Raw genomic sequence first — 12,304 nt, forward strand, 5'->3', positions numbered from 1 at the left:
GTGCTGGTCGCCGGGACGGCGCTGGCCCTGTTCACCGGCGGCATCAGCGAGCTAGCGGCAGCAGGCGCCACCGAGGCGATCGTCGCCGCGGCCAGTACTGCCGGCGTCGCGGTGTCCGCCACCGTCGCCGAAATCGCGGGGACCGTCCTGGCCACCGCGGCCATCGGTGGCGTCGAGGCGATCACCGTCGATGTCGTGGTGGCCCAGGGCGGCCGCAACCTGCTCGGCGAGCAGAAGGGCATCAACCTCGCCGAAATCCAGGACGCCGGCACCTCCGGCCTCCTCCTGGGCGGCGCCTTCGGCGGAGCCGCCCGCGGCGCCAGGGCCATCGGGGAAGCCGGGGGCGTCAAAAACGTCCTGGGCCACATGAAGCTGGACGGCTTCCGCAACCTCAAGAACCCACTGCGCGACTTCGAGATAACACTGCCCAACGTGGGCGGCCCGCGCCTGGCAATGGCCGACATCGGTCCTGTCGGGCCGACCGGACGTCCACTGTTGCGCAACACCACCGGATCAGGCGGTTCCGGAGGCCGGTCCACCTGGGAGGCCGGTCAAGATGTCGCAGGAGCCGCCAGGGGCAAGACGCTCAAGGCCCCGCACCCCCGGCACACCTGGGGCGGAATCAAACGAGGTCCGGCCAAGGAAGACAACACGGTCATCCTGCCGGGGTACAACCAAGCAGTGAAAGACGAGATATCGGAGATAGCAGCCGGAAAAGCCGCATGGAATGCGGAACGGCAGGTCTACGAAATCAACGGACGCTCTTACGCAGTGGAACCCTCCGGTACCGTATTCCCCGTCTCGGGCCCCGGACTCACCAACCTGAGCCGCGCCGAATACGGCGCCCTGGGCGCCATCATGCGCGCCAACGGCGATGTGGCTCAGTGCGAGAAGTTCTTCGCCAATGCCAAGCAGTTCCAGAACGAGCCCAACGCCGTTCAGACAGCGATCGACCTGTATAGGATGTACCAGCTATGATGTGCACCCTGCTGACAACCGGAGACGGAGTTCCGGGACGCATTGCCCCGACTCTGGCGGATTTCTTCGGTGTCCCCGTCCCGGACGTTGACGTCTGTGATGCCTGGGACCTCGAGAACCGGAACTGGGAAGCCTCCGTCACCTGTGAGTACATGGCACTGGACGGGGACCTGAAGTGGTCGCTGGCCATCACCTCCGGCGATACACCGCATCTTTCCGAAGAGCAGCTTGCGCTGGCTGTAGCGCGGTCGCTCCGTGTCGATGTCATTTTTCCGTCCGACTACCCGGACATCTCGTGGATCGACCGCGTCGCGACCCCCGCAGGCGAGGTGGGCTACGTCAACACCGTCGAAGAAGAGGGCGAGCTCCCCCGGTGGACCGTTGCCGTCTCCGAGGTCTCCGTCCCCGCATTCCCCCACGCCGAAGTCCGGCGCATTCCAGAGATCATCAAGCCTCTGCAACTGCCGACGCCGCTCACCGACGCCTGCGTCCCCGACGGGAACATGTGGCGAGACGCCGTCTGGCCGCTGCTGAACTGGGAACGTCTCACCGCTCGCATGGGAGCTGATTGGCCCCCTTCCGGGTGGTATCCGGTCAGCATGTACATCGAGGACCTGGAACTGCGCGATCAGGTGCCCGGAGTGATCGCGCAGTTGCCCGCCGAGATGCAGCGGCCCGTGCAGGCAGCACTGGAGCAGGTCGACCAGGCCTATCACCGGCTGACCACCGAGGACGGCGGAGCGGGTCTCGCGGCGGCCGCGGAGTCGTCCTTCGCCGGTCGGGCCTGGTACTGGCACCGGCGCCCGTCCAACCCGCCGTGGGGCAAGGCGGATTAGGACGGCCTCCGCCCCGCCCTGGCCGGCTGACCCCACGCACGCCCGGCGGGCCCCGGCCCCGCCCCGGCCATCCGTCTACGGCCGGAGTACCTCCGTGTGGATGGCGAGTTTGAACTGGGCGTGCGTGATCGCGGCGGGGACCTTGGTGTCGCCGGGGCCGCGGGCGGAGATTTTCAGGCCGACGGGCGTGCCCGGGTGGACGAACATCTGCCACAGGTATGTCTTGTACTGCCCGCCGCCGGTCTTCCACGTGTCGGTGGTGCCCGTCGAGTCGTAGCCGGGGCCGAGCGGGTCGCGTACGAAGCGTGCCCGGTACTCGTTCGGACGGTCGTCCGCCTCCCAGAAGACCATCGCGGACAGCAGTCCCCAGCCCTCGTGGCTGGGCCAGATCAGGCCCGACCGGGCGTCCGGGAACGCCGACGGCGTGCCGCCTCCGTTGGCCGGATCGTGCATCTTCCACGGGTCGTACGACTCGTCGCCCGCTCCGTACGGAAAGCGCACCAGGTGGTACCCGTCACTGTCGTACGAGATCTTCTGCGACCCGGCCCCGTGTTTCTCCGCGTCCCAGAGCAGCGAACACACCACGACGGACATCTGTTGTCCCTCCCTCAACTCCCGACGGCGGGAGCCCCGTCGGCCCCGCCCGGTCCATTGCGCCACAGGTATCGCCCGCGCGGTAGACGGCGGGCGGCACCGGGCCGGCGCTCTGCGGCCGGGCGGGAGGAGGCGGGAAGCGGAGTGCGAGGGTCAGGTGATGCCGACGATGGCCAGGGCGTGGCGTTGGGCCGCGGTGACCTCGGTGGGGAAGTACACGTAGCAGATGCCGCCGGTGCCGCTGACGACCTTGCCCTCGGCGTTCTTGCGTTTGGTCCGGAGCCAGATGTTCTCGAACTGGCGGCGCTTGTAGACGCGGCGGACCGCGGCGTTGGTCGGCGAGTTGGGGTCGTTGGCGACGACGTCACCGGTGCGGGTGAAGCCGACGACGGTCATCAGGTGGCCGGCCGTGCCGTAGCCCGCGCCGGTCAGTTCGGGGGCCAGGAAGGACTGCGAGGTGATCACGGGGATGCCCGCCTGGACCAGGGTCTCGGCGTCGGAGAGGGTGCGCAGCCGGGTGACGACGGCCTCCATGTCCTGGTACGTGGCCGCGTAAGCCGTGTTGAACGGCCAGTTGCCGCAGCCCTCGTACTGGTAGTCGAAGGTGTAGCGGGCGGCGTGGCAGACCTGGGGGTCGGCGTAGGCGGGGTTGACCCAGGCCAGGTCGGCCGCGGTGGGCTTGCGGCCCCAGTACTCGATGATCATCTGGGAGGAGGTGGGGCTGCACCACGCCTCGCCCCCGTTGTCGTACTCCGGGTACTGCCCCTTGTGGGTCTCCTGCGAGTACCGCGGCACGACCAGCTCGCGGCCGGTCGCGACGCCCGGCTTGGAGGCCGGCACGTCGAAGCGGTCGGGGATGTCGGAGCCCATCAGGCCCAGTCGCCACACCGTGGGCGTCAGCGTAGTGCCGGGCTTCCGGTAGAGCGTGACGCGCAGTTCGTACGAGGCCAGCCGCAGGCCGCTCGCCGGGGCGTCGATCGCGAAGGTGTCGGTGGAGATGCTGCTCCGGCCGTCCTTCTGGCCGTCGACGGAGGTACGACGGATGTCGCCGTCCCCGGAGGCCCAGCGGCCCATGACGTACCACGGGGTCCGTACGCCGTCGCCGTACGTGCCGCGCAGCTCGACGGCGATCCAGGTCCCGGCGGGCGTCTGGGCGTTCCAGGAGACGACGGCTTCGGTGGACGGGACCTTGAGCGTACGGGCCGGGGAGGTCCAGACGGCGTACTCCCAGGCCGCGGTCGTACCGGTGTGCGGATCACGGTAGTCGGCGGTGCCGGCCGGGCGGTCGATCACCACGCCCGGGCGGCGCCCGTCGGCCACCCGGGTGCCGTTCGCGACACCCTGGTTCCAGTCGGCTGCGGTGTGCCAGGCTCGATAGTCCACGAGACGCTTCGCCTTCGGTGCGGCGGACGGTGCGGAAGGGGTGGCGGCGTGCGCCAGCGGGGTGGCCGCGCCTGCCGCGGCGGCGAGGGCGGCGGCCAGAACGGTACGCCGGGGCGTGGGTCTGCTCATGGTGGAGTCCCCCAGTCGGATGCGAAGGATTGAGCCAGGAGAACGGTGGAGCTCAACTATTCCCCCGCACCCACCCTTCGGCCAGCCGTTCGTCGCGCGTCGCCGCAGGGATCAGCAGTTTGCGGCAGTGGAGGGCGGCCGTACAGGGGCACGGACGGCCCGCCGGAGTGGCGGTGCGGAGGCGACCGTGGGTCCGCGGGCCCGCACCTCGCGTACCGGTAATCTTGCAGCATCTCAACCGTCTCACCCGTCACAGCAGACAGGCAGCAGCGTGCGTCAAGAGCCGATCCCGCCCGGCCTCGCCGGCCGGCTGCGCGCACTGCCCCCGTCCTGCGGCCCCGTCCGGCTGATCGCGGTGGACGGACACGCCGGGTCCGGCAAGAGCACCTTCGCGCGGCATCTGGCCACGGCGCTCGGCGGCGCCCCGGTCGTCCGTCTGGACGACATCGCGACCCACGACGAGCTGTTCGCATGGACGGAGCGGTTCCGTACCGAGGTCCTGGAACCGCTGGCCCGGGGAGAGCACGCGCGCTACGGGGTGTACGACTGGGAGCGCAGGGAGTTCACCGCGCGCCGGGAGCTGGCACCGGCGCACGCCGTCGTCGTGGAGGGTGTCGGCGCGGGCCGCCGCGCACTGCGCCCGTATCTGGCGTGCCTGCTGTGGATGGAACTGACGGCGTGTCACTCCTGGGAACGCGGGCGGCGGCGGGACGGTCCGGCCCAGGCCGCCTTCTGGGATGACTGGATCCCGGCGGAGCGCGCCCATTTCGCGGCGGACCCCTCACGTCCGCACGCCGGCCTGCTGGTACGGGCGCGCACCGAGGGGTATGAGGTGCTGCCGGGGCCCGGTGAGGCGTGCGGTACCCCCTGAATCATCACCGTACGTGACGGACCACGGCCGGTACGCAGATCGTCGCCCTGCGCGTACCGCCGACTGCCTCAACTCGGCTTGACCTGGGGGGCGTACAGGACTTACGTTCTCAATGTGCGGTTCTGACGGACCGCCCGCAGACGCGAAGCCCCCGGTTGTTCCCCCGTGATCGGGGGCTTCGTTCTGTGCCCGGGCGCCCAGCGCGCGCCGCGCGCCGTCCGCCTCCTCACCCTATGTCACCGCTCCCTTCGCGCCGCGGAGCCTCGGCTTCCCCTGCTCCGCCCTCTTCGGCCTGCACCGATACCGCAGGTACGATGCGAGTCCGTGCCACCGAAGGACGCAGTCGAAGAGCAGCCGGGGGCGACCTGCAACTGCCGCCCCGAGCACGCCGGTTCGTTCGAACACGCTGTGGCCTGGCACTCGCCCGGCGGCACACCACGGGGGACGTTTTGTGGGGGACGTGATGGATTTCGGCACCCAGGGCACACACGCCCCGGCCGAACTCGCCTGGCTGCGCGCGGTGGACGCCTACACGGTAGGCGCGTACCCGCAGGCCGAGGAGGAGTTCCGGGCCGCGGTGCGGATGGACCCGACGATGGCCGACGGCTGGCTCGGCCTGCACGCACTGCGTGCGGACACCTCGACCGCGCTGCTGCACATGCACCGGCACCGCGACCGGTTCGGGGAACAGCGGGCCCGGCACCGACGCACACTCAATTCCTGGTACTGGCTGGGCTGGTGGGTCCAGCCGGTGCTGGAGACCGGCCGCGACCTGCTGCTGGCGTACGCCTCGCACTGGCTCGACGGCCGCCATGTCGCGGAGCTGGACCAGGCCTTGGCGGGCTGCCCGCCGGTGGACACCGACCCGCAGGTGCGCTTCCTGCACGCCTGCCGCGCCTATCTCGTCAAGGACTGGGACCAGCTCGTACGGCACACCGAGCCGCTGCTCGACGATCCGCTGCTGGGCATCGAGGCCGGACTGTTCGGCGGCATGGCACGGGTGCGCCAGGAGATGTTCGGGCAGGCCGAGCCGCTGCTGGCGGCCGCCCTGATGCGCTGCCGCAGCGAGCAGCCGCAGCGCAAGGAGCTGCGGTACTGGCTCGCCCGGGCCCACGAGGGCACCGGCCGCAGCGCCGCCGCGCTGCCGCTGTACCGCTCCGTGCACCGGGTCGACCCGGCGTTCATGGACACCGCGGCACGGCTCGCGGCCATCGCCGAGGGGGACGGTCTGGAGGAGGGCACCGACCTCGCGGCCGTGACCGCCGGCTTCGGCCAGGAGGCGGGCGGCGATCTCGACCCGCTCTCCCCGCTCGACCCGGTGGACGGCCGGGAGCTGCTGGCCGCGACCGACCCGGAGGGCCCGGACGGTGACCTGGCGGGCGGTTCGCCGGGGGACGCGGGACCGGCCGTACGGGAGAAGGCGGTGCTCGGCGGTCCGCGCCGCTCGGACCGGCTGCCGGCCGGCCCGTCCGACCCGGTGCTGCTGGAGAAGGCGCTCGCCGAACTGGAGCGGATGGTCGGTCTGGAGCCGGTGAAGCGTCAGGTCAGGGCGCTGTCCGCGCAGTTGCGGATGGCACGCCTGCGAGCGGGCCAGGGCCTTCCGGTACAGCCGCCGAAACGACACTTCGTCTTCTCCGGCCCGTCCGGCACCGGCAAGACCACCGTGGCCCGGATACTCGGCCGGGTGTTCTACGCCCTCGGCCTGCTCGGCGGCGATCATCTGGTCGAGGCGCAACGGGCCGACCTGGTCGGGGAGTTCCTGGGGCAGACCGCCGTGAAGGCCAACGAGCTGATCGACTCGGCGCTGGGCGGGGTGCTGTTCGTGGACGAGGCGTACAGCCTCTCGAACTCCGCGTACAGCAAGGGCGACGCGTACGGCGACGAGGCCCTTCAGGTCCTCCTCAAGCGGGCCGAGGACAACCGCGACCGGCTCGTCGTCATCCTGGCCGGCTACCCGGAGGGCATGGACCGCCTGCTGGCCGCCAACCCCGGCCTGTCCTCGCGCTTCACCTCGCGCGTCGACTTCCCGAGCTACCGGCCGCCGGAGCTGACCGCCATCGGTGAGGTGCTGGCCGCCGAGAACGGCGACCACTGGGACGAGGAGTCGCTGGAGGAGCTGCGCAGCATCAGCGCGCACGTCGTCGGCCAGGGCTGGATCGACGAACTGGGCAACGGCCGGTTCCTGCGCACGCTGTACGAGAAGAGCTGCGCCTACCGTGACCTGCGGCTGTCCACCTGGTCCGGCGCACCGTCCCGCGACGACCTGGCCACCCTGCGGCTGCCGGACCTGATGCAGGCGTACGGCGAGGTGCTCTCGGGGCGCGGCCCGGTGACCGGACCGGAGGCGCCGCCGCTCTGACACGAAGCGGCAGGCGTCCAACTGCGCAAGCTACGCCGTTGAACCGGACATGTCCTGCTCGTCCACGCGCGGTCGCCGCTTCCGACACGGACCGCCTCCGGCGCGTACTGCCGCCCGCAGAAACGGTGTGAGCCCGCGGACCACCGCGGGCTCACACCGTCGTCACGGCCGGGTCACCCCGCCAGCGCCCGGTCCTCCCGGGTGGCCGGTCCCGCCGCGGTGCGCGGACCGGAGAGCCGGTCGCCGGGCACTTCGGGGACACGGGTGCCCTGCGCGCCGCCGAAGGGCGGTACGGCGGGCAGTTCCTGACGGTGCGCCGGGTCGCGCACCTCCCCCACCAGCTTCTCCAGCACGTCCTCCAGCGCGACCAGCCCCAGCACCCGCCCGGTCGCGTCCGCGACGGCGGCCAGGTGGGAGGCGGAGCGGCGCATGGCGGTCAGGGCGTCGTCCAGGGGAAGTTCGGCGCGCAGTGTCGTCATCGGGTGCCAGATGTGCTGTGGCACCGCGCGGTCGCCCTCCTCCAGGTCCAGTACGTCCTTGACGTGCAGGTAGCCCATGTAGGCGCCGCCCGGCGCGGACACCGGGAAGCGGGAGTAGCCGGTCTTGACGGTCAGCTCCTCGACCCGGCGCGGTGTGACGGTCGGGTCGACCGTGACCAGCCCGGCCGGGTCCAGGAGGACGTCGGTGACGGGCCGGCTGCCCAGTTCCAGCGCGTCGGAGAGGCGTTCCTGTTCGGCGGGGGCCAGCAGGCCGGCCTGCTTGGAGTCCTCGACGAGGTCGGTGAGCTGCTGGCTCGTGAAGACCGCCTCGACCTCGTCCTTCGGCTCGACACGGAACAGCCGCAGGACGCCGCGGGCGCACGCCCCGAGCAGCGCGGTGACCGGGCGGCACAGCCGGGCGAAGGCGACCAGGCCGGGGCTGAACCACAGCGCGGTCTTCTCCGGCGCGGCCATCGCCAGGTTCTTCGGGACCATCTCGCCGATGACGAGGTGGAGGAAGACCACCGCGGCCAGGGCTATGACGTAGCCGAGGGGGTGGATCAGCGGCTCGGGCAGGCGGGCCGCGTGGAAGAGGGGCTCCAGGAGGCGGGCGACGGTCGGTTCGGCGACCGCGCCGAGCGTCAGGGAGCAGACGGTGATGCCGAACTGGGCCGCCGCCATCATCTGGGGCAGGTTCTCCAGGCCGTGCAGCACCTTGCGGGCCCGTTTGGAGCCCGCGGTGGCCAGCGGTTCGATCTGGCTGCGGCGCACCGAGACGAGCGCGAACTCGGCGCCCACGAAGAACCCGTTGACCAGGACCAGGAAGACGGCGAAGAGGAGTTGCAGAAAGCTCACCGGGTCACCTCCGCCGGCGTCGGTGCGGGTGCCGCGGCGCCCGCGGTCCGTATGATCCGGACCCGCTCGGCGCGGTGGTGGGACACCAGCCGCACCCGCAGCCGCCAGCCGTCCAGCTCGGCGGTGTCACCGGGGGCGGGCACCCGCCCGAGTATCTGGGCCACCAGGCCCGCCACCGTCTCGTACGGGCCGTCGGGCGTGTCCAGGCCGATCCGCCGCAGGGTGTCGACCCGGCAGCCGCCGTCGGCGTCCCACGCGGGGCGGCCGTCCTCGGGCGGCGCCTGGGCCAGCTCGGGCAGATCGATCCGGTCGTGCTCGTCGCGGACCTCGCCGACCAGTTCCTCGACGATGTCCTCCAGGGTGACCACGCCCGCCGTGCCGCCGTACTCGTCGACCACCACGGCTATCGGCTGCTCGCTGCGCAGCCGTTCCAGCAGCGGCTGCACCGGCAGCGTCGCCGGGACCAGGAGCGGCGGTACGGCGATCCGGGCCGCCGGGGTGCGCAGCCGGTCGTGCTCGGGCACCGCGAGGGCGTCCTTGAGGTGCACCATGCCCACCACCTCGTCGAGCCGGGTGTGGTAGACGGGGAAGCGGGACAGGCCGGTGGCGCGGGTGAGGTTGAGGACGTCCTCGGCGGTCGCGGACGACTGGAGGGCGCTGACCCGTACCCGCGGGGTCATCACGTTCTCGGCGGTCAGCCCGCCGAGGGAGAGGGTGCGCACGAACAGGTCGGCGGTGTCCTGCTCGATCACCCCGGCGCGGGCCGAGTGGTGGGCGAGCGAGACCAGTTCGCCGGGGGTGCGGGCGGAGGCCAGCTCGTCGGTCGGCTCCACGCCCAGGGCCCGTACGAGCCGGTTGGCGACGGTGTTCAGCAGGGAGATCACCGGGCGGAAGAACCGCGAGAAGGCGCCCTGCGGGCCCGCGACGAAGCGGGCGACCTGGAGCGGCTTGGAGACCGCCCAGTTCTTGGGCACCAGTTCGCCGAGGACCATCTGCACGGCGGAGGCCAGCAGCATCCCGATGACGACGGCGATGCCGGGTACGGCACCGGCCGGCAGCCCGGTGGCGGTCAGCGGCCCGGACAGCAGACGGGCCAGGGCGGGCTCGGCGAGCATGCCGACCACCAGGGAGGTGATGGTGATGCCGAGCTGGGTGCCGGAGAGCTGGAAGGAGAGTTCGCGCAGCGCGCCGACGACGGTGCGGGCGCGCCGGTCCCCTTCGGCGGCGGCCCGTTCGGCCTCCGCCTTCTCCACGGTGACCAGGCCGAACTCGGCGGCCACGAAGAAGCCGTTGGCGAGGATCAGGACGAGGGCGGCCGCGAGCAGCAGCAGTGTGGCGGTCATGCCGCCGCCTCCGTGGAGGGGAACTCCCGTTGCTGCGGGGGTTCCGGTGGAGGGGCGGCGCAGGTACTACCGGACGATCCGTCCATTGCTGGAGGGAGTCACTCCTCATGTTGCAGGGGCCCGCTGGCGGGGCGGGGCGCGGGGCGCGCCCCGGGAACCAGGGTAATCAGCAGGGCCGGGGTGCGGGCAGGGTCACCGGGCCGGCTGGTCTCCGGTGCCGTGGTTCTCGGCGAGCGCCCGCAGCGTACGGGCGTCGCGAATGGCCTGGTCGCGCGCGATGCCGGGCTGGATGCCCATCGCGGGCAGGCTGGTGCCGTCGGCCAGGTCCAGGTGGACCCAGGGGTCGCCCTGGCGCAGGTTGACCCGCAGCACCTGGGCCCAGGCCAGCTCGCGCTTGGTGGTCAGGTTGACGACCGTGATGCCCTGCTGGTGGGCGACCACCTTGGGGCGGGCGAGCAGCAGCAGGACGCCCAGGATGATCAGTCCGGTGAACACGAAGCTGATCCGCTCGCCGCCGCCCAGGTTCGGCAGCAGGACGGCGATCACCGTCAGCACGGCGAGCTGGGCGATGCCGACGCCGTACAGGACGGCACGGGTGCGGCCCGGCCGGAAGGTCACCGGGAGGGCGGGCAGGGGCGCGGATGCGGGCGCGGACACGTCGCTGGGCTCTTTCGTACGGGCCGCCGGCGCGGGCCGGCGGCGGGTGTGGCCGCCGCCCGTCGGCGGCGGCCGGGCCGCCTGGCCTGGGTCAGAGGCGGCAGGCGTGGATGCCGGTGGTCAGGATGGCGCGGGCGCCCAGCTCGTACAGCTCGTCCATGATGCGCTGGGCGTCCTTGGACGGGACCATCGAGCGGACCGCGACCCAGCCCTCGTGGTGCAGCGGGGAGACGGTCGGCGACTCCAGGCCCGGGGTGAGGGCGACGGCCTTCTCGACGTGCTCGACGCGGATGTCGTAGTCCATCATCACGTAGCGCCGGGCGACCAGGACGCCCTGCATCCGGCGGAGGAACTGACGGACCTTCGGGTCGTCCTCGGGCGCGCCCTTGCCGCGGATGACGACCGCCTCGGACTTCAGGATCGGCTCGCCGATGATCTCCAGCCCGGCGTTGCGCAGGGTGGTGCCGGTCTCCACGACATCGGCGATGATCTCGGCGACGCCCAACTGGATGGCGGTCTCCACGGCGCCGTCCAGGTGGACGACGGAGGCGTTCACGCCGTGGTCGGCGAGGTGCCGGGTGACCAGTCCGGAGAAGGACGTGGCGACCGTCATGCCGCCGAAGTCGGTGACCTCCTCGGCCGTGCCCGGGCGGGTGGCGTAGCGGAAGGTCGAACCGGCGAAGCCGAGCTGCATGATCTCCTCGGCCTGCGCGCCGGAGTCGAGCAGCAGGTCGCGGCCGGTGATGCCGATGTCCAGCTTGCCGGAACCGACGTACACCGCGATGTCGCGCGGGCGCAGGAAGAAGAACTCGACCTCGTTCTCCGCGTCGACCAGGACCAGTTCCCTGCGGTCCTTGCGCTGGCGGTAGCCGGCCTCATGGAGCATCGCCGACGCAGGCTCGGACAGTGAACCCTTGTTCGGGACGGCGATGCGCAGCATGAGAACGACTTCCTTCGTGCGGGAGGGGGTGAGGGGGGAACAGGAGAAAAGGAGTGGTGCGGGGGCCGGGCGACGGCTCAGAGATGGGCGTACACGTCGTCGAGGGAGATCCCCTTGGCGACCATCATCACCTGAAGGTGGTACAGGAGCTGGGAGATCTCCTCGGCGGCGGCCTCGTCGGACTCGTACTCCGCGGCCATCCAGACCTCGGCGGCCTCCTCGACGACCTTCTTGCCGATCGCATGGACGCCGGAGCTGACCAGCTCGGCGGTGCGGGAGGTGGCGGGGTCGCCGGTGGCGGCCTTCTGCTGGAGCTCGGCGAAGAGCTCCTCGAACGTCTTCTTGGACATGATGTGACCCACCCTACGCGGTCGCCCGGCCGCGCTCAGCGCCAGGGCTCGGCGACGGTGCGCAGCGTCGCGGCGGTGGCGACGGCCGCGGTCACCGCCTCGTGGCCCTTGTCCTCGGTGGAGCCGAAGATCCCGGCCCGGTCCAGGGCCTGCTCCTCGGTGTCGCAGGTCAGCACGCCGAACCCGATCGGTACGCCGGTGTCGACGCTGACCTGCGTCAGGCCCTGGGTGACGCCCTGGCACACGTAGTCGAAGTGCGGGGTGCCGCCCCGGATGACGACGCCGAGCGCCACGATCGCGTCGTAGCCGCGGCCGGCCAGGACCTTGGCGACCACCGGCAGCTCGAAGCTGCCGGGCACGCGCAGCAGCGTCGGCTCGTCGATGCCCAGCTCGGAGAGGGCGCGCAGGGCGCCGTCCACCAGGCCGTCCATCACCTTCTCGTGCCACTGGGCGGCGATGACGGCCACCCGCAGGTCGCCACAGTTCTTCACGGACAGTTCGGGTGCGCCCTTGCCGCTCACGGTTCTGGT

General features: G+C 71.6%; 11 protein-coding genes and 1 pseudogene. 4 read left to right on the forward strand and 8 right to left on the reverse strand.

Annotation, left to right across the window (positions count from 1 at the left end):
• Positions 1-978, forward strand: a pseudogene (locus AB0A97_RS30860) (hypothetical protein); the annotation flags it as partial.
• Positions 975-1,814, forward strand: coding sequence for a hypothetical protein (locus AB0A97_RS30865; protein ID WP_361155919.1), 840 nt, complete (start codon positions 975-977; stop codon positions 1,812-1,814). The pseudogene AB0A97_RS30860 and the gene AB0A97_RS30865, both read left to right, overlap by 4 nt.
• Before the next feature lie 75 nt (positions 1,815-1,889).
• Here the strand turns inward: AB0A97_RS30865 and AB0A97_RS30870 are convergent, their stop codons facing one another.
• Both AB0A97_RS30870 and AB0A97_RS30875 read right to left on the reverse strand, forming a co-directional pair.
• Entirely contained in the window at positions 1,890-2,408 is a 519-nt protein-coding gene (locus AB0A97_RS30870; protein WP_361155922.1) for a hypothetical protein, read from the reverse strand.
• A gap of 153 nt (positions 2,409-2,561) precedes the next feature.
• Entirely contained in the window at positions 2,562-3,920 is a 1,359-nt protein-coding gene (locus tag AB0A97_RS30875; protein ID WP_361155925.1) for a peptidase C39 family protein, read from the reverse strand.
• A 271-nt stretch (positions 3,921-4,191) separates the two neighbouring features.
• Here AB0A97_RS30875 and AB0A97_RS30880 point away from each other — a divergent pair, with 271 nt between their 5' ends.
• Together AB0A97_RS30880 and AB0A97_RS30885 are read left to right on the forward strand one after the other, a co-directional pair.
• A complete protein-coding gene (locus AB0A97_RS30880) occupies positions 4,192-4,791 on the forward strand; it encodes a hypothetical protein (protein WP_361155928.1) in 600 nt (199 codons plus the stop codon).
• A gap of 463 nt (positions 4,792-5,254) precedes the next feature.
• Positions 5,255-7,150, forward strand: a complete 1,896-nt coding sequence (locus tag AB0A97_RS30885; RefSeq protein ID WP_361155931.1) for an AAA family ATPase — start codon at positions 5,255-5,257, stop codon at positions 7,148-7,150.
• Positions 7,151-7,323: 173 nt separating this feature from the next.
• Here AB0A97_RS30885 and AB0A97_RS30890 read toward each other — a convergent pair whose 3' ends face one another.
• From AB0A97_RS30890 to ribH, 6 genes are all read right to left on the reverse strand, one after another.
• Positions 7,324-8,484 carry a hemolysin family protein gene (locus AB0A97_RS30890; RefSeq protein ID WP_361155934.1) on the reverse strand — a complete coding sequence of 387 codons (1,161 nt, stop codon included), beginning with the start codon at positions 8,482-8,484 and terminating at the stop codon, positions 7,324-7,326.
• Positions 8,481-9,827 (reverse strand): hemolysin family protein, encoded by a 1,347-nt coding sequence (locus AB0A97_RS30895; RefSeq protein ID WP_361155937.1) that lies wholly within the window; start codon positions 9,825-9,827, stop codon positions 8,481-8,483. The genes AB0A97_RS30890 and AB0A97_RS30895 overlap by 4 nt, the downstream gene beginning before the upstream one ends.
• A 192-nt stretch (positions 9,828-10,019) precedes the next feature.
• Positions 10,020-10,484: a PH domain-containing protein gene (locus AB0A97_RS30900; RefSeq protein ID WP_361155940.1), complete on the reverse strand. Its 465-nt coding sequence runs from the start codon at positions 10,482-10,484 to the stop codon at positions 10,020-10,022.
• A 91-nt stretch (positions 10,485-10,575) separates the two neighbouring features.
• Positions 10,576-11,424 carry an ATP phosphoribosyltransferase gene (hisG, locus tag AB0A97_RS30905; RefSeq protein WP_361155942.1) on the reverse strand — a complete coding sequence of 283 codons (849 nt, stop codon included), beginning with the start codon at positions 11,422-11,424 and terminating at the stop codon, positions 10,576-10,578.
• 77 nt (positions 11,425-11,501) lie between these two features.
• On the reverse strand, positions 11,502-11,774 hold the full coding sequence (locus AB0A97_RS30910; protein ID WP_030017415.1) for a phosphoribosyl-ATP diphosphatase: 273 nt from the start codon (positions 11,772-11,774) through the stop codon (positions 11,502-11,504).
• Positions 11,775-11,809: 35 nt separating this feature from the next.
• Positions 11,810-12,295, reverse strand: coding sequence for a 6,7-dimethyl-8-ribityllumazine synthase (gene ribH / locus AB0A97_RS30915; RefSeq protein WP_003986918.1), 486 nt, complete (start codon positions 12,293-12,295; stop codon positions 11,810-11,812).
• Between the last annotated feature and the right edge of the window lie 9 nt (positions 12,296-12,304).

The sequence above is a fragment of the Streptomyces sp. NPDC045470 genome (assembly GCF_040646595.1).
Taxonomy (GTDB): domain Bacteria; phylum Actinomycetota; class Actinomycetes; order Streptomycetales; family Streptomycetaceae; genus Streptomyces.

Coding starts and splice junctions, on each gene's coding strand:
- AB0A97_RS30865 (WP_361155919.1), top strand. CDS start 975: ATGATGTGCACCCTGCTGACAACCGGAGACGGAGTTCCGGGACGCATT.
- AB0A97_RS30870 (WP_361155922.1), bottom strand. CDS start 2,408: ATGTCCGTCGTGGTGTGTTCGCTGCTCTGGGACGCGGAGAAACACGGG.
- AB0A97_RS30875 (WP_361155925.1), bottom strand. CDS start 3,920: ATGAGCAGACCCACGCCCCGGCGTACCGTTCTGGCCGCCGCCCTCGCC.
- AB0A97_RS30885 (WP_361155931.1), top strand. CDS start 5,255: ATGGATTTCGGCACCCAGGGCACACACGCCCCGGCCGAACTCGCCTGG.
- AB0A97_RS30895 (WP_361155937.1), bottom strand. CDS start 9,827: ATGACCGCCACACTGCTGCTGCTCGCGGCCGCCCTCGTCCTGATCCTC.
- hisG (WP_361155942.1), bottom strand. CDS start 11,424: ATGCTGCGCATCGCCGTCCCGAACAAGGGTTCACTGTCCGAGCCTGCG.
- AB0A97_RS30910 (WP_030017415.1), bottom strand. CDS start 11,774: ATGTCCAAGAAGACGTTCGAGGAGCTCTTCGCCGAGCTCCAGCAGAAG.